The organism is Dehalogenimonas sp. W (assembly GCF_037094495.1).
GTDB classification, from domain to species: Bacteria; Chloroflexota; Dehalococcoidia; order Dehalococcoidales; family Dehalococcoidaceae; genus Dehalogenimonas; species Dehalogenimonas loeffleri.
This window is the reverse complement of the sequence record NZ_CP146612.1, coordinates 694,054-710,787: the sequence shown is the minus strand read 5'-3', so window position 1 is coordinate 710,787 and position 16,734 is coordinate 694,054. Positions and strand designations below refer to the sequence as shown.

The window sequence follows — 16,734 nt, the reverse complement described above, 5'->3', positions numbered from 1 at the left end:
CATGACCGAACAATTGCTGCGGCGCTTGATCATGACGGCGATTATCACCATCGCGGTGGCGATGGTGGTGGTGGGTCTGGTGTGGGGTTTTTCCACGACCCTGCTGATTGCCGGTCTGGCCGCCAGTGTGGCGGTGGCGGTGACCATCTATCTGCTGGTGCCTTCCACTACCGATGATGAAGCCGAGATTGAACTGGCGCTGAAGCGGCTGGGCGGTGGCGAACCGCCGGACAAGGTCCGGCTGGTGACTATCGGCGAGCTGACCGATGTTAAACACGCCTTTAATGAAATGGCGCGCAAGGTGGGCGACCGATTGAAATCCCTGACGGCGGAACGCAACCGCATGGATCTGGTGCTGGCTCACGTCAATGACGCCATCTTCATGGTGGACAAGAATACCGAAATCACTCAATTCAACGATGCCGCGGTTAAAATGTTCCACCTTGACCGGAAGGCTCAAGGACAGACATTCATGAGCGTAGTACGCAACCATGAAATGGAAGAAATGCTGAAAAAATGCACCGCGACCGCGCGGCGGCAGGAAGGCGAGATTGAGTCCCGCCCCGGACGCCGGCAATACAGCGTTACGGTGACCCCTGTTCTGAATGAGAGCGGCGCGGTGATTGTGGTGCGGGACCTGACCAATCTCAAGCGGCTGGAAACGGTGCGGCGGGACTTTGTGGCTAATATCTCTCACGAACTGCGCACCCCCATCGCTTCGTTGAAACTGCTGGCGGAAACGCTTAAAGACGGGGCGATGAGCGACCCGACAGTGGCGGATGACTTCCTGACCCGTATCAGCGTAGAAGCCGATAAAATGGGCCAGCTGGTGGATGAACTGGGTGAACTTTCCCGCATTGAAAGCGGGGCGGCACCGCTGGACAAGCAGACCATGGATGCCGGCGCGCTGATGGAGGCCGTTGCCTGCCGGCTGCGGCCCCAGGCTGACAGGGGGGAGCTGACGCTGGAAGTGCAAACCGCGGAGGGCCTGTCGCCGGTCAAGGCTGACGCCGGACGGATTGAACAGGTACTGATGAACCTGACCCATAACGCCATCAAGTTCACCCCGCCGGGCGGTAAAATCACCCTGAGGGCGGTACCGGCGGATAAGGGGATTGAAATCAGCGTCAACGATACCGGCGCCGGTATTTCCGGCGATGACCTGCCGCGGATTTTTGAGCGATTTTACAAGGCGGATCGGGCCCGCAGCAGCGGGGGCACCGGCTTGGGACTGGCCATTGCCAAGCATATCGTCCAGGCGCACGGCGGTGAGATCAAGGCTGCAAGCGTGCCGGGCCAGGGGACGACCATATCGTTCCACCTGCCGTAAACGAGAGTATCTTGATGAACATAATTGACCTGAGAAGCGATACCATCACCCACCCGACGACGGACATGCGCCAAGCCATGTTTGAAGCCGAGGTGGGCGACGATGTTTTCGGCGAAGACCCGACTGTCAACCGACTGGAAGAGCTGTCAGCGGCAATGACCGGCAAGGAAGCCGGGCTGTATACGCCGTCCGGCACCATGAGCAATCTGCTGGCAGTGCTCGCCCAGACCCGCCACGGCGATGAGATAATTTTAGGCGACCGCAGTCATATTTTTCTCAATGAAGGCGGCGGGGCGGCGGCTTTCGGCGGGGTATCCTTAAGGACGATACCTAATAACGCCGACGGCACCCTCAACCTGGAACTGGTGGAACAGGCAGTGCGCGGCAAGAATATCCACTATCCGGTTTCAACATTGCTGTGTTTGGAAAACACCCATAATTTCTGCGGCGGGGCGGCGGTCAGCGCGGCATATACCGCGGCGGCGGCCGAAACGGCGGGGCGGCACGGGCTGAAGGTGCATCTGGACGGGGCGCGTATCTTCAATGCAGCGGCGGCGCTCAAAGTGCCGGTGCGTGAATTATGCGCGCCGGTGGATTCAGTCTGCCTGTGCCTGTCCAAAGGTTTGTCGGCACCGGTGGGGTCGTTGCTGTGCGGCAGCAGTGAGTTTATCAGCCGCGCCCGAAAGCTGCGGAAGATGGCCGGCGGCGGCATGCGCCAGGCGGGGATTATCGCCGCAGCGGGCATCAACGCCCTGGAAACCATGACCGAACGGCTGGCCGACGACCATGACCACGCCCGGCAACTAGCCGAAGGACTGGCCACAATACCCGGATGGACGGTGGAAACGCCGCAGACCAATATTGTGATGTTCACCCCGCGGGGCGATGCCGAAGAGCTGGTGAACCGCGCCGCGGCAGCGGGGGTCCGGCTAATCACCATCGGCCCCAGCCAGGTACGCGCCGTGACTCACCGGATGGTGACGGCAGCCGATATAACCGAGGCCGTGGAGCGGCTAAAGAAAGTGGTGGAAAACCGCTGATGAAACCGACCGAACTGGAAGTGATCAGCCTGGCGCGCGAGGCAGTGACCTCAGACGCTACGCTGAAGGAATTATGGCAGGGCCTGAAGGCGAAAGACCTGGCTGAGCGCCAGCGGTGCTTTCTGGCGTTGCAGACGCTGGCCGAAGCCTATCCGGAGCGGATGCACGTGCATTACTGGGCGGATACGGCGGCGATGCTGGACAGCCGCAGTATTGATGATAAATATATCGCCGTGGCTTTGCTGGCCGGTATGGCCGCCGCCAAGGGCGATACCCTGTTTGAACCATTGCTGGACAAGTATTTTGGCTTACTGGATGATAACAGCCTGATCATCCCTAAACACGTCGCCATGCAGTCCGGGCGGGTGTTAAAGGCCAAACCTTCATGCGGCCGGCGCATCATCGGCTACCTCCTTAACATTGAACAGACCCATCATACCCCCAGCCGGAAGGCGCTTATCGCCGCCTGCGCCCTGGAGGCGCTGGATCGCTGTTTTGAACTTATTGAAGACCAGGGGGCGGTTATTGAATTTGCCAAAGTTTACGCCGAAGCTCCCAGCCCCCGGGCGCGAAAGGCGGCCAGAGAGTTTCTGAAAAAACGAGGGCAGACGCCCGGCAGTTAGAACACTCAAAAATATTGCCATGTCCCGCAAACGGAGGCCTCCCGGCCTCCGTTTTTTGTTTATCCGGAATCTTTAACAAAACCTTAACATGGCCTTAACAGCGCGTTAAAGCGGGGCCTTTATACTGGGATTATCAGATGAATAAAAGTAACAAGGCTCAAGGAGACGAATTGAACCGTATCACGCTGGCGCTGATCGCCCACGACAACAAAAAAGAGGAAATGCTGTCCCTGGTCAAAAACCACCGGGAAAAACTGGCGTCCCTGCCGCTGGTGGCTACCCGTTCCACCGGCATGCTTATTCAGGCCCGTACCGACCTGACGGTCACCCTGATGCAGAGCGGCCCGATGGGCGGCGACCAGCAGATCGGTTCCCTGGTGGCCTCCGGCGTGGTTAAGGCAGTTATCTTCCTGCGCGATCCCCTGACCGTCCAGCCGCATGAACCCGATGTCACCGCTCTGCTGCGGGTTTGCGACGTCCATAATGTCCCGCTGGCGACGAATGTGACGACCGCCGAAGCCGTGTTACACCTCATTTTTGAACACGCAGCCATTATTGACGAGGCCTCGGTACGGTCGCGTTTTTTAACCGGAGTCGTTTCGGCTCTGTAGAAATATAGGATACCCTAAATAAAAAAAGGAGATAACATTGAAATCTAAAAAGGTACTGAAATGGCTCACCCTGCCGCTGACCCTGATACTGGCGCTGTCACTGGTAGTGACCGGCTGCAACAACGGGGATGATCCCGAACCGACCGGCACCACCGACACATTGTCCGGTTTTATTGATGTCACCGGTTCCAACACGGTTACCCCGATTTCCTCTATCTGGGCCGAAGAATTCATGAAACTGCACAAGAACGTCAGCATTGCCGTATCCGGCCCCGGGTCGGGCGCCGGTATCGCCGCCTTTATCAACAAGTCCACCGACATTGCCCAGTCATCCCGGCCGATGAAACAATCTGAGAAAGACCAGGCGACGGCCGCCGGCCTGACCGTGGTGGAAACCAAGGTTGCCCTGGACGCCCTGTCGGTGGTGGTCAACCCGGCCAACCCGGTCAGTGAATTAACCATAGAACAACTCTCCGACATTTACTCCGGAAAAATCACCAACTGGAGCCAGGTGGGCGGCAATAACGCTCAGATAGTGGTTCTGTCCCGCGATACCAACTCCGGCACCTACGCCTACTTCCTGGAAGAAGTGGTGCAATTGATACTGGCCGGCAAGAAGGACACCAGTATCCAGTACGCTCCGGCTGTCCAACTGCTGCCGTCCACCGAAGTAGGTATCACTCAGGTGGCCCAGAACGCCAACGCCATTTTCTACGCCGGACTGGGATACCTGAATAACTCGGTCAAAGCCGTGGGCATCAAAGCCACGGCCGACGCCCCGGCGGTACTGCCCTCCGTAGCCGCGGCCAAAGACAGCAGCTATCCGATTGCCCGGTACCTCTACTTCTACACCAACGGTACTCCTACCGGCATCATCAAAGCCTTCATTGACTTCGCCTTGTCCGCCGCAGGACAGCAAATAGTAGAAGAGCAGGGGTTCGTTGCCCTGAGCTAACCTGACAATACGGCCGATACCCGCCGCCCCGAAACCCTCCCGGGGCGGCGGGTATACCGTGTTATAATCGGTCATCTTAAACACAGCAGGTAAACAACATGAACCATTACAAACTGATTCTACCGGAACACCTGAACCACGACGGCTTTCTGTTCGGCGGCAATATGCTCAAGTGGATTGATGAATTCGCTTACATCACCGCCTCCCAGGATTTTCCCGAGAACCGCTTCGTTACGGTGGCGCTGGACAACGTCAGCTTTCACCACGCGGTCACCGGCGGTGAAATCATCCGTTTTGAAGTGAACCGGCACCACATAGGAAGGACTTCGGCGCAGTATAATGTCCGGGTTTTCGGCACCCGGCGTCACAGTTGCCCCGACGCCATTCTATTTGAAACTAAAATTACTTTCGTTGCCGTTGACCGCGACGGGCACAAACAGGAAATCCAGCGTAAAGACACCGGAGACGCTGCACCGTCCGGCGCAAGCACCGGGGAAAGTTAAGGGGCCGCAAAACCGATGAAAACAATGACCCGCAGTATCCGGCTGAATACCCGCCGCCGTCCGACGGAAAGACTGATTGAGCTGGGCATCCGGCTGGCCGGGTTTATGGCAATCTTCGTGCTGCTGGGTGTTTTCTTCATCCTGTTGCAACAGGGTTTGCCGGCTTTGTTCGTGACCAACCCCTGGGACTTCCTGACCGGCAGTACCTGGCAGCCGTTGTCGGAACCGCCGGTGCTGGGCATCTCCCAGTTCTTTGTGTCCACCCTGTGGGTAACGGCTGTTTCCACCATTCTGGCGGTACCGGTGGGAGTGGGCACCGCGGTGTATCTGGCCGAGGTGGCGCCGCGGCGGGTCAGCGACCTGGTAAAACCGCTGGTGGAATTGCTGTCCGGCTTCCCCTCGGTGGTCATGGGTTTCATCGGGCTGGCGCTGTTATCGCCCTGGGTTCAGACGACGTTTAACCTGAATACCGGCCTGACCGGTTTCACCGCCGGCATCATGCTGGCGATGATGAGCTTGCCGATCATTGTTTCCGTCTCTGAAGACGCGTTGCGGGCGGTGCCGGATGAATTCCGACAGGCTTCCTACGGCCTGGGCGCTACCAAATGGGAAACTATCTGGAATGTCAGTCTGCCGGCGGCGCTATCCGGAGTCTCGGCCGCGGTCATGCTGGGAGTGGGCCGGGCCATCGGGGAAACGATGACGGTGCTGATGGTGGCCGGGGGCGCGCTGGCGGTACCCAATTCTCCCTTTGAACCGATGATGCCAATGACCGCGGCCGTGGCGTCCGGTATCGGCAACGCAGTGCGGGGCGGATTGCAGTACCAGTCACTGTTTGCCATCGGCCTGATCCTGTTTATCCTGACCTTCCTGGTAAATCTGGCGGCGGCGCGGGTCATGGAAGCCCAGAAGCGCAAATTCGCGAGGAACTGATTTGAGCGGTTATATTAAAAGTCACGTCCATCACCGCAGAATATTCACCCAGCGCACCGCCATGACGCTGCTGGCGACAGCCACGCTGCTGGTGGTGATACCTATTATCCTCATCCTGGCTTACATGATTATCCAGGGCTACAGCGTCATCAACTGGGAGTTCCTGTCTCAGATGCCCTCCCAGGCGGGCAAGGCCGGGGGTATCCTGCCGGCCATCGTCGGCACCTTCTACCTGATGCTGGGGACTATCCTCTTTGCCCTGCCCATCGGCGTTCTGGCCGGTATCTATCTGGCCGAATACGCCCGAAACAACTGGCTGACGCGGCTGATAAATCTGGCCATTATCAACCTGGCCGGCGTACCCAGCATCGTATTTGGTCTGTTCGGACTGGCGGTGTTCGTGCTGGCGCTGGACTTCGGTATGTCCATTCTGGCGGCTTCCCTGACCCTGGCCGCTCAGGCACTGGCGATGACCATTACCACCTCCCGGGAAGCCATCAACGCCGTACCCACGGAGTACCGTGAGGGCAGTCTGGCTATCGGCGTCTCCAAATGGCAGACCATCCGCCACGCGGTGCTGCCGGAAGCCTCCACCGGTATCCTGACCGGGGCTATTTTGGCTATGAGCCGGGCCGCCGGCGAAACAGCGCCTATACTGGTGGTCGGTGCTGCTTTTCTGGTGCCGGGCCTGCCCGGTTCACCGCTGGACCGATTCATGGCGCTGCCGTATCACCTGTACACCGTTTCCGCCCATGTGCCCGGGATGCCCAAAGAAGTGATGTGGGGCGTGGCGCTGGTGCTGGTGGCCATGGTGCTGTTTTTCAACATCCTGGTCAGTATAGTGAGAACAAAAACCCGTAAGAGGTAACAATGGATATCAGACCTGTAATTAACCAAGACACTGAAAACACGTCCGGCCCCGGCGAGGGCGGCAAGCTCCGGCTGGAACACATCAACCTGTACTACGGCAATTTCCAGGCGATTAAAGACTTGTCACTGGACATTCCATCCTGCGGCATCACCGCGCTCATCGGGCCCTCCGGCTGCGGTAAATCATCGGCGCTGCGGATATTTAACCGGATGAACGATCTGATCCCGATTGCCCGGGTGGAGGGACTGGCAGAATTTGACGGCGTCAATATCTATGACCGGAACATTGACGTGGTAGAGCTGCGGAAGCGCATCGGCATGGTGTTTCAGAAGCCGAACCCCTTCCCCATGTCCATTTTTGATAATATCGCCTACGGGCCGCGACGACACGGCATCCGTAAAAAGCAGGTGCTGGAAGAAATAGTGGAGCAGAGCCTGCGGCGGGCAGCGCTGTGGGATGAGGTCAAAGACAAGCTGGGGCAATCCGGGCTGTCCATCTCCGGCGGCCAGCAGCAGCGGCTGTGTATCGCCCGGGTGCTGGCGGTGGAGCCGGAGGTTATCCTGATGGACGAGCCTTGCTCAGCACTGGACCCCATCGCCACCCTGAAGATAGAGGATTTGATGCGGCAACTGGCGCCCCAATATACTATCGTGATTGTGACACACAACATGCAGCAGGCAGCCCGAGTTTCCGACCAGACAGCTTTCTTCATGGTGGATGAAGAACGTTCCGGGCAACTCGTGGAATATGGGCCGACCACCGAAATTTTCACCAATCCCAGGGACAAACGCACTGAAGATTATATTACCGGCCGCTTCGGCTAAAGGAGTAATTAATGAGAACAGATTATGAACGTAGTTTGAAAAAATTGCAGGATAAAGTACTAAGCATGGGCAGCATGGTGGAGCAGGCATTGATCTTATCCATGGACGCCATGAAAAACCGCGACCTGGCACTGGCCGACAAGGTCATTAAGCAGGATGAGAAGATTAACGCCCGGCGTTTTGAGATTGAGGAAGATTGTATCCACCTGATCGCCACTCAGGCTCCGATGGCCAGCGACTTGAGAGTCATCGTGGCCGTACTCAATATCATCATTGACCTGGAACGCATCGGCGACCACGCGGCAGGTAATGCCAAGATTGCCGTCATGCTGGGCGACGAACCGCCCCTTAAACCGCTGATAGACCTGCCGCGGATGGCTGAGAAAACGGCTGATATGCTGCGGCGTTCAATGGACGCCTTTGTGGCCAGGGACGCGGCGGCGGCGCGGAAGGTAACCGAGGACGATGATGAAATTGACGCCCTTTATGACCAGATATTCCGTGAATTACTGCTGTTCATGGCTGAAAATCCCAAAACCGCCAGCCGGGCGACCCGGCTTATCTGGGCGGGACATAACCTGGAACGCTCCGCCGACCGGGTAACCAATATCTGCGAGCGGGTGGTCTTTGTGGTCACCGGCAAACAGGAGGAGATCGGCGGGAAGTATTAGGCAGTGAAAAAAGTGCTTTTTGTCTGTATCCACAACTCCGGCCGCAGCCAGATGGCCGAGGAATTTTTTAACGCCCTGGCCGGCGGCAAAGCGACGGCTGAATCAGCCGGGACGGCACCGGGGGATAACGTCAATACGGTGGTCGCCGAAGCCATTGCGGAACTCGGTTTTGACCTGAGCCGGAAGAAACCCCGTTTACTGACGCCGGAAATGATCGCCGCAGCGGACAAGGTGATCACCATGGGCTGTATGAAAGACGAGGGCGTCTGCCCGGTCACCTTCACTCCGGCGGAAGACTGGGGACTACCCGACCCCAAGGGGCAGGATCTGGCGACGGTGCGGGAAATCCGGGACGAGATTAAGCAACGGGTGGCGGAGTTGGTGGAAAGGCTTTAAAATCAACGCAGCAGCGTTTTACGGAACATGTCCACTACCTGGCGGCGAATCACGGGGTAAAAGACCCAGGCGGTGGCATGGCCGGCCGGCAGCCATACCTGACGGGGTTTGCCGCTGGCCTGCCAGAAATCATTGACGGCCTCTTTGGGAAAATATTCGTCCCATAAAGCATTCATCATCAGTACCGGCTTCGTTTTCAGTTCCGGAGTGAAGGTGTACGGGTCAAAGAGATAACCGAGCTGGGGCGGCGAAACATTTTCAAAACCGCGGGCGGCGACCTCGGCGACATAAGCCATATACCGGCTTTGATTTTTGCGATAGAGTTCGTCGCTGACCGCGTATCGGGCGTATTTGCGAGATGATCGGGTCCGAGCCAGTTTCTCCAGATTGCCGCCGGTAAAAAGCAGTGCCCCGGCACGCAGACGCTGATCCAGACCAAGAGCAATAGCCGAAACATAACCACCGAAGCTGATACCGGCGACGCCCATGTGCCGGGAATCCAGCTCCGAGCGGCTTTCCGCCCAGTCCAGTGCCTGCCGGATGTTAACCACCGAAATACGGTAAAGATTGTACCAGTCCTGAGCGGACAGACTATAAAAATCCCGCTTCATCTCTGCCGGCAGGCGGCGGGAATGAATGGGCATGGTCAGCGTGAGACTGGCGATGCCGGACTTGGTCAGCGCCCCGGCCAGCAAGCGACAGGGGACGGTGCTGGTATCGCCGACACCATGAACCAGCAGCACCAGCGGCGGCTTGTCATCAGTATTAGGCAGACAATATTCACCGGTAACAGTATCCAGTTGCGGATAGTCGGTCGGACAGGCAGAGGAAAAGCTGACTTCAAACTTCTTGAAAGCCCCGGAGCTGTTCACCGGCTCAACCTTGAAATCACCACTGTCGCGATATGTGTAGGGATTAAAGTCGGACATCGGTTGCATTGTACGCCGCATAAAGGGATGATTCAACCGCGCCGGTCAGGCGCGCGGCAGCAGACGATCACGCGAGTCCAGCATGATAGTCACCGGCCCGTCATTAACCAGTTCCACCATCATGTGCGCCTGAAAACGGCCGGTGGCCACCCGGAGGCCGGTCTTAACTGCTTCGGCGACCAGGTCATTAAACATACGGTCCGCCTGTTCCGGCGGCGCGGCATCGGTAAAAGAGGGGCGTCGGCCTTTGCGGGTGTCGGCGATGAGGGTGAACTGGCTGACCAGCAGCAGGTCGCCTTTAACGTCAAGCATCGATAAATTAAATTTACCCTGTTCATCGGCAAAAATACGCAGATTGACCAGCTTATTAACCAGGTAATCAATGTCCGCCGGTTCGTCGCCGCGGGCGATGCCGATAAAGACCAGCAGGCCGGCGGTAATGCGGCCGATGACCTCATCATCCACGCTTACCTGCGCCCGGCTGACCCGCTGGATTAAGGCTTTCACGGGCTTATTGTAGGACAATTTGGTTCTACCGTGCCACTGGCAGCGAATATGTAATATTTGTCCATATTTTTCTGCTAACTATCTAGTATTTCTATAAATCAGGGAGTATAATCTAACCTGTTCAGTAACATCTTGTAACGTCAAAGGGGGATAAGGCATGAAATAAATTATCTCGTTTCCCTAATAACACCTTTACAAAAAACGACGAAAGGAACATAACTATGGGGAAGTTTCACACGACTTTAAGCAGACGCGATTTCATGAGGTCGCTGGGATTGGCCGGTGTTGGACTGGGAGCCGCTGCTGCGGCAGGACCGATATTTCATGATCTTGATGAAATGAGCGGCGCCGCATCCGGATTCAAGAACGCCTGGTGGGTTAAAGACGTTGACAAGCCGACTACCGAAGTTGACTGGAGCCAGATGCCCTATTTTGATAACCGGGAGACGATGTTTAACAACGACGCATTCATTAAAGTGATCGGCTTTGAAAAGCTGATGCAGGTTGCTCAGCTCAACGATACAAATACAAAAAGCTGGATTAAAGAAAATAAACCGGGCGCGACCCTCCGCGACGTTGCCTTGAATAATGCCACCGGTTTCGGTTTTGCTTACGGGTTGGAGGGTCATTTCGTTGCTCCCCCGATAGTATCAACACCAGAAGAATACGGCGCAGCGAAATGGCAGGGTAATCCGGAAGAGAACCTGCGAATGATACAAACCGCTGCACGCTTTTTTGGAGCGAAGGACGTCCGTGTCTTTGAACTTGACCAGAACACCCGAAAAACCGTGTACTCCCATGAAGCTGACGGCAAGGCTTATACATTCGAAAACGTTGACCAGGCAGAGGAAACGGAAACTAAAAGAGTGATTCCGGAAAAGGCCAAATATGTGGTCATGTTCTCAATCCTGGAATCACAGGAGATGCTAAAACGCGCCCCCGACAACATTAATTCAGCCACCACGACATTAGCCTACAACCAGGGCGCGCTGGTAGGAAACCGGATGCAGCAATTCCTACGCGGCATTGGTTACCAGGGATTAGTTGAGATGATGTCTAATGCCATTGTCCAGTGCGCCGGAGGCAACGCTCTTTCCGGGATGGCAGAAATGGGTCGAATGAGTCTGTCAACACTAAATCCGGATTTCGGCCCAGCGATGCGGACTTACAAATTCCTTACCGACCTGCCGTTAGCGGCGACCAAACCAATTGATGCCGGAATGTTTAGTTTCTGCCGTACTTGCAAACTTTGTGCCGAGACCTGCCCGTCCGGTTCTATCAGTTCTGAAACTGAACCGTATTGGGAAATCATAGGGCCTTACAACAAACCGGGCATCAAGAACTACTATTACAACGGAGCAACCTGTCTCACCTACTGGTTTGAAAGCGTGTTCGGCTGTGGTATCTGCCGAGCATCCTGCCCGTTCTCTCAGAAGGATAAAGCCAGTATCCATGACTGGGTGGTGAAGCCGATTGCCTCCTTTACCCCTGTCTTTGACGGTTTCTTCACCAATATGGACAAAGCCTTTGGTTATGACCCGCGAGGCGCAGACGGCTTTTCATTAAGGGAAGAACGTAATACCTGGTGGGACATCCAGAATGCCCCGGTTTACGGCTTTGATACAACTCGTTACACACAAAAATTGGAATAAAACGGAAGTGGCGGGGCGTGAATGCTGGATATTTCACGCCCCGCCGGAGAAAATATTTCCCCAAAACCCCCTAGACTTAAGCCCCGGAGAGGGGTAAAATGAGGGAGTGAAAAGCGTACTGAGGAATATTCAGATATGCGAGTAGTCAGCCCCCGGGAAAATGGGTGCTGAAGCACTGGCGCGTCGTACGCGGCGGTGCTTTTTAATTATTAACAGGAAGAATTGAGGAGGGGTGACATGCAATCCAGCTTAATCGGCAAGATCGAAAAAGCCCACCGCTACGCCCAGGAACCCGACCGCATTTCCTTTACCGACCTGAGTGTAAAGTTCCGCGGCGAGAACGATATTCATGATACAGAACTTAGAAACGGCAAATGGCACTGCAACTGTGACTTTTTTGTCACCTGGGGCCGGTGCTCCCACACCATGGCCATTGAGAAGATACTCGGTAGCATGCTGGTTGAGGAAGCCCGCGTTACTGAATTTTAATCAACCGGGTGAAAGACAGGTTTATTGCGCCCACCCGGTATCGTCGCGGTATAATCCGGGACAATGCAGAATGATTTAACGGTTATTGTCGGCGGCGGTGCGGCGGGCATTTGCGCCGCCATCACCAGCGCCCGACGCGGCCGGCCGGTGGTTATCTGTGAGAAGACCCCCTGGCTGGGCAAGAAAATCCTGGCCACGGGCAATGGCCGGTGTAATCTGCTGAACGACGACCTGAGCGAACACCATTACAACCCGGCCGCCAAGGATTTGGTGCGTTCCGTCTTTGACCGATACGGCAAAAAGGAAATCCTGGATTTTTTCAAAGACCTCGGTCTGGAGGTCTATTCCCAGGACGGACGAGTATTCCCCCGGACCAACCAGGCGGCATCGGTACTTAAAGTTCTGGATCTGGAACTTAAGCGGCTGGGCGTACCGGTGGAATACGATTTTGAATGCACATCCATCAGCCGGACAGCCGCCGGCCTGACGGTCACAGCTAAAACAGGCCGACAGATAAACGGCGCTAAAGTTATCATCGCCGGCGGCGGCAAGACTTATCCGGCGTTCGGGGCCGACGGCGGCGCCTTTGCGCTGGCCGGAAAACTGGGACACACCATCGTGGAACCGGTGCCTTCCGCAGTGCCGCTGGTGATAAAAGACGGTTTATGTCAACAGCTTCAGGGACAGCGCATCTTCGCCAGTGCCCGCAGCATCATCGGCGGACAACCGGGCGAACCGATCAGCGGCGAGCTGCTGTTCACCAAGTACGGCCTGTCCGGCACCTGTATCCTGGATATCAGCCGGGAAATTTCAGTGGCTCTGAACCGGGAACGTCGTGCCGATATTGAGTTATCAGTTGACCTGGTGCCTTTTCTGGACCGGGTTGCCCTGCGGACAGAAATTACTCGACGTTGCCAGATGGGCCTCCAGCCGGAAGACATGCTTACCGGCTTCCTGCCTAATAAATTCGGGCCGCTGCTGCGGGAGCTGTTTACCCAACAGAACAATCCGGAGGCGGCGGTTGGCTTCCTGAAAGACCGCCGGTTCAAAGTCACCGGCACCCGCGGCTGGAATGAAGCCGAATTCACCAGCGGCGGCGTGGCCGTTACTGAGGTCAACTCTCATACTCAGGAATCGCTGATTTACCCCGGGGTTTATTTCGCCGGCGAGGTGCTGGACGTTGACGGCCGGCGCGGCGGCTACAATCTGGCGTGGGCCTGGGCGTCGGGCATGGCGGCGGGGGCATAAGCCGATTGAGCCACCGGCTGCTGTCTGTAAGGCAAAAGCTTCTCTTCTTTTCCTGGTTTTCCAACGCAATGACAAGCCGGAATACTGGTCAAAAATGTCTATTCATGGTATATTGATAGTTAGCCCACTCGGGCAACAAACCCCCAAAAACGAGGTGAAAAATGCCAAAAATATATATCATTGACGTAACCAACCGCGACGGCGTACAGACGGCGCGACTGGGCTTGTCCAAACTGGAAAAAACCATGGTCAACATGTATCTCTCGGAGATGGGCGTCTTCCAGTCTGAGTTCGGCTTCCCGACGACCAAGCATGAAACTAACTACCTGAGAGCCAATCTGCGGTTGGCCGAGTTAGGCGTCATTACCCCGTTGCGCCTGGAGGGGTGGCTGCGGGCAGTTACCTCGGACGTGGAACTGGCCTTCAAGATGGTACCGGAAATCAAGCACGTCAACTTGTCCATCTCAACTTCCGACCAGATGATTAACGGCAAGTTCAAGGGCAAAAAGACCCGTAAAGACGTCCTCAATGACATGACCGCAGCGGTAGACACCGCCTACCGGCTGGGTGCGGAGACGGTCGGCGTTAATGCCGAGGATGCTTCCCGAACCGACCTGGAATTCTTGATTGAATATGGCTTGGCGGCCAGGGAGCACGGCGCCGTGCGCCTGCGCTACTGCGACACTCTGGGTTATGACGACCCCTTCTCAATTTATGAGACCGGCCGGGCACTGGCCGAGCGGGTGGGGATGCCGATTGAGCTTCATTGCCACGGCGATCTGGGAATGGCGGTAGCCACCTCTATTGCCGGAGCCCGCGGCGTTATTGACGGCGGCCAGGACGCCTATATCAACACGACCATCAACGGCATCGGCGAACGGGCCGGCAATGCCGACCTTATTGCAACGGTGCTGGCCTTAACAAAGAGCAAGAGTTTTGCCGGCAAATACGAACTCGGCAGTCCGATAGACATGTCCAAGAGCTGGAAGATTGCCAAATTCGCCTCTTACGCCTTCGGCGTGCCTATTCCCATCAATCAGCCGGGGGTCGGCGCCAACGCCTTCGCTCATGAATCCGGCATCCATGCCGACGGCATATTGAAAGACCCCCACAACTATGAGCTTTACGGCTGTGAAGAACTGGGGCGAGGCGACGCCGAACTGGTGGAAACCGGCCGGGAAATCTGTGCCGGCGAGTATTCCGGTATTTCCGGCTTCTCTCACATCATGAGCGACCGCATGGCCTGGCATTTCAAGGACAAGGAAGAGGCGCAGCAAGTTCTGGAGCTGGTGCGTTACGCCAACGTATTGTCTCACAAACCACTGGTGGAAGAAGAGCTGCTGTTCATCGCCCGATACCCGCACACTGCCCGACGGTTGCTGACCCTGACCCCGTTGGGCGACGGTACCGGTCCCGACCACATCCTGAACCCGCTGCAACAGGACGACGCCCTCTAGTCAATCAGGGCGGGGCCGGAAGCGGTTGTCACTACCCGACGACCGCAGTCGGGGCTTTCTGGAAGGGGTGGGTACGCAACAGCAGGGAATAGAAGTAGGGGTAATGCCCTTTCAGGTGCTCAGCATAGGAAAGCCATTCGGCCACCAGCCGGTCATAGAAACGGTTGATGTCACCGGTCAGGTGCCGGCGATCGGTTGCCGGTAAAGCGGTCAGATTGCCCCGGGCTTCCAGCTCTTCAGCCAGATGGGTGATGGCCCACAGCAGGTCGGTGAAAGCCTCGCGCTCCAGTAAATTCGGGTTTTCCATCAAGGTCATCAGGAATTGCCGGTTTTCACCTAAAAGACCTTTCAAGCCTTCCAGGTCAATCCGTTCAAAATCAATTTCCATTTTTATATTGAGTGCCTGCTCTCGAGCCCGGCGGAAATCTGAGGCCTGCCAGTTCTCACCGATCTTGAATTGCTGGTAAAGCGTTTCGCGCTCGCAGAAATCGGTTAATAATTCCGCCATCAGCCGATTGCCGATGGCCATGAAAAAGGTGCCCACCACCATATTGAGTTTGGAATGCAACGCCTTTTTTTCCCGCTGCGACAACAGGCGTTCAATCACCACGACAACCAGAAACACCTCCAGAGGTAAAAAGGCGATATCATGCAAGGCAAAGATGAAGATATGATGAGCATCAGCAAAAATGGTGTAATGCAGGGTGTACAAAAGGCCGGAGAGGCCCACGGCAATCAACCCGGCAACAGTGATAAAACGTCTATCGCTCATAAACTCCCCGACAATACATTTTTACCATATTACCACAGGGGAAGGGATTGCTGAATAGCGCCTGCCAAAAAATCCCGCTATACTGGGGCGGTCATGTCTGAATCTGTCACCACTGATGATTCCATAACCTTTCTCGGTACCGGCGGCGCCCGTTTCATGGTCGCCCATCAGGTGCTGGCCTCCGGCGGCCTGTGGCTGTCGTTGGCCGGTAAAAACATCCTGTTGGATCCGGGGCCGGGTTGTATCGTGCAGGTAAATAAACGTGAGCTTAAGCCCGAAACCCTGGACGCGGTGGTGCTGTCTCACCGTCACCTGGACCATTCCGGCGATACCAACGTGATGATTGAGGCGATGACCGGGGGCGGTTTCCGCGGTCACGGGGAGTTCTTCGCTCCCGCCGACGCCTTCGGCCCGGAACCGGTGATGTTTTCCTATCTCCGGAAGTTCCTGAGCAAGGTCACCACCTTGGAGGAGGGCGGTAAATATGACCTTGACGGCGTGTCATTTGAAACACCGCTCCGGCACCGGCATCCGGTGGAAACATATGGTATTATTTTCCGTTCCGGCGGCCGGTCACTGGCTTATATCACCGATACCCGGTATTTTGACCGGCTGGCCGAGGTCTATCAGGCCGACCTGCTAATCATCAACGTGGTATTGACCGAACCCAGACCAACAGTGGACCACCTGACGCTGGACGACGCAGAGAAGATTATCGCAACGGTCAGGCCGGGGGCGGCCTTGCTGACCCACTTCGGCATGAACGTCTGGCGCGCCCACCCGTGGGAAGCCGCGGAAAAGATGACCCTACGAACAGGGGTGCGCGTCATCGCCGCCCGGGACGGGATGGTATTCCGCCTCGCCGATCTTGACGGGAATGTTTCCAAGCCTGAATAGGGTGTCCGGCGTGGAAGCGATTACCA

Annotated in this window: 19 protein-coding genes; 16 read left to right on the top strand and 3 right to left on the bottom strand. The window is 56.4% G+C overall.

What is annotated here, in order from left to right; genetic code table 11:
- The first annotated feature begins 1 nt into the window (after nt 1).
- The 11 genes from V8247_RS03635 to V8247_RS03585 all read left to right on the top strand — a co-directional run bounded on the left by V8247_RS03635 (nt 2) and on the right by V8247_RS03585 (nt 8,757).
- The gene (locus V8247_RS03635; protein WP_338738864.1) at nt 2-1,330 is read left to right on the top strand and encodes an ATP-binding protein; all 1,329 of its coding nucleotides are present in this window, start codon (nt 2-4) and stop codon (nt 1,328-1,330) included.
- Between the two features lie 14 nt (nt 1,331-1,344).
- Nucleotides 1,345-2,370: a low-specificity L-threonine aldolase gene (ltaE, locus tag V8247_RS03630; RefSeq protein ID WP_338738862.1), complete on the top strand. Its 1,026-nt coding sequence runs from the start codon at nt 1,345-1,347 to the stop codon at nt 2,368-2,370.
- Nucleotides 2,370-2,993 (top strand): hypothetical protein, encoded by a 624-nt coding sequence (locus V8247_RS03625; protein WP_338738860.1) that lies wholly within the window; start codon nt 2,370-2,372, stop codon nt 2,991-2,993. The genes ltaE and V8247_RS03625 overlap by 1 nt, the downstream gene beginning before the upstream one ends.
- Nucleotides 2,994-3,163: 170 nt before the next feature.
- Entirely contained in the window at nt 3,164-3,604 is a 441-nt protein-coding gene (locus V8247_RS03620; protein ID WP_338739305.1) for a methylglyoxal synthase, read from the top strand.
- Nucleotides 3,605-3,641: 37 nt separating this feature from the next.
- Nucleotides 3,642-4,559, top strand: coding sequence for a PstS family phosphate ABC transporter substrate-binding protein (locus V8247_RS03615; protein ID WP_338738858.1), 918 nt, complete (start codon nt 3,642-3,644; stop codon nt 4,557-4,559).
- Between the two features lie 98 nt (nt 4,560-4,657).
- Nucleotides 4,658-5,062 carry an acyl-CoA thioesterase gene (locus V8247_RS03610; protein ID WP_338738855.1) on the top strand — a complete coding sequence of 135 codons (405 nt, stop codon included), beginning with the start codon at nt 4,658-4,660 and terminating at the stop codon, nt 5,060-5,062.
- 15 nt (nt 5,063-5,077) lie between these two features.
- Nucleotides 5,078-5,995 carry a phosphate ABC transporter permease subunit PstC gene (gene pstC, locus V8247_RS03605; protein ID WP_338738853.1) on the top strand — a complete coding sequence of 306 codons (918 nt, stop codon included), beginning with the start codon at nt 5,078-5,080 and terminating at the stop codon, nt 5,993-5,995.
- A gap of 1 nt (nt 5,996) precedes the next feature.
- Nucleotides 5,997-6,863 (top strand): phosphate ABC transporter permease PstA, encoded by an 867-nt coding sequence (gene pstA / locus V8247_RS03600; protein ID WP_338738851.1) that lies wholly within the window; start codon nt 5,997-5,999, stop codon nt 6,861-6,863.
- Between the two features lie 2 nt (nt 6,864-6,865).
- The gene (gene pstB / locus V8247_RS03595) at nt 6,866-7,690 is read left to right on the top strand and encodes a phosphate ABC transporter ATP-binding protein PstB (RefSeq protein ID WP_338738849.1); all 825 of its coding nucleotides are present in this window, start codon (nt 6,866-6,868) and stop codon (nt 7,688-7,690) included.
- 11 nt (nt 7,691-7,701) lie between these two features.
- Nucleotides 7,702-8,361, top strand: a complete 660-nt coding sequence (gene phoU / locus V8247_RS03590; protein ID WP_338738847.1) for a phosphate signaling complex protein PhoU — start codon at nt 7,702-7,704, stop codon at nt 8,359-8,361.
- Between the two features lie 3 nt (nt 8,362-8,364).
- Nucleotides 8,365-8,757 carry an arsenate reductase ArsC gene (locus tag V8247_RS03585; RefSeq protein WP_338738845.1) on the top strand — a complete coding sequence of 131 codons (393 nt, stop codon included), beginning with the start codon at nt 8,365-8,367 and terminating at the stop codon, nt 8,755-8,757.
- 2 nt (nt 8,758-8,759) lie between these two features.
- Here the strand turns inward: V8247_RS03585 and V8247_RS03580 are convergent, their stop codons facing one another.
- Together V8247_RS03580 and dtd are read right to left on the bottom strand one after the other, a co-directional pair.
- Complete coding sequence (locus V8247_RS03580; protein WP_338738843.1) at nt 8,760-9,695, bottom strand: alpha/beta hydrolase family protein; 936 nt, start codon at nt 9,693-9,695, stop codon at nt 8,760-8,762.
- A gap of 36 nt (nt 9,696-9,731) precedes the next feature.
- A complete protein-coding gene (dtd, locus tag V8247_RS03575) occupies nt 9,732-10,193 on the bottom strand; it encodes a D-aminoacyl-tRNA deacylase (protein ID WP_338738841.1) in 462 nt (153 codons plus the stop codon).
- 260 nt (nt 10,194-10,453) lie between these two features.
- On the opposite strand from dtd, the gene V8247_RS03570 reads away from it, so the two are divergent.
- The 4 genes from V8247_RS03570 to V8247_RS03555 all read left to right on the top strand — a co-directional run bounded on the left by V8247_RS03570 (nt 10,454) and on the right by V8247_RS03555 (nt 15,039).
- Entirely contained in the window at nt 10,454-11,845 is a 1,392-nt protein-coding gene (locus V8247_RS03570) for a reductive dehalogenase (protein ID WP_338738839.1), read from the top strand.
- 237 nt (nt 11,846-12,082) lie between these two features.
- A complete protein-coding gene (locus V8247_RS03565) occupies nt 12,083-12,334 on the top strand; it encodes a hypothetical protein (protein ID WP_338738837.1) in 252 nt (83 codons plus the stop codon).
- A 63-nt stretch (nt 12,335-12,397) separates the two neighbouring features.
- Nucleotides 12,398-13,582: an NAD(P)/FAD-dependent oxidoreductase gene (locus V8247_RS03560; protein WP_338738835.1), complete on the top strand. Its 1,185-nt coding sequence runs from the start codon at nt 12,398-12,400 to the stop codon at nt 13,580-13,582.
- Between the two features lie 161 nt (nt 13,583-13,743).
- Nucleotides 13,744-15,039: a homocitrate synthase gene (locus tag V8247_RS03555; protein WP_338738833.1), complete on the top strand. Its 1,296-nt coding sequence runs from the start codon at nt 13,744-13,746 to the stop codon at nt 15,037-15,039.
- A 31-nt stretch (nt 15,040-15,070) separates the two neighbouring features.
- On the opposite strand, the gene V8247_RS03550 is transcribed toward V8247_RS03555, so the two are convergent.
- Entirely contained in the window at nt 15,071-15,811 is a 741-nt protein-coding gene (locus tag V8247_RS03550) for a hypothetical protein (RefSeq protein ID WP_338738831.1), read from the bottom strand.
- 93 nt (nt 15,812-15,904) lie between these two features.
- Between V8247_RS03550 and V8247_RS03545 the strand changes: the two genes are divergently transcribed.
- Nucleotides 15,905-16,708 carry an MBL fold metallo-hydrolase gene (locus V8247_RS03545; RefSeq protein ID WP_338738829.1) on the top strand — a complete coding sequence of 268 codons (804 nt, stop codon included), beginning with the start codon at nt 15,905-15,907 and terminating at the stop codon, nt 16,706-16,708.
- Nucleotides 16,709-16,734: the final 26 nt, after the last annotated feature.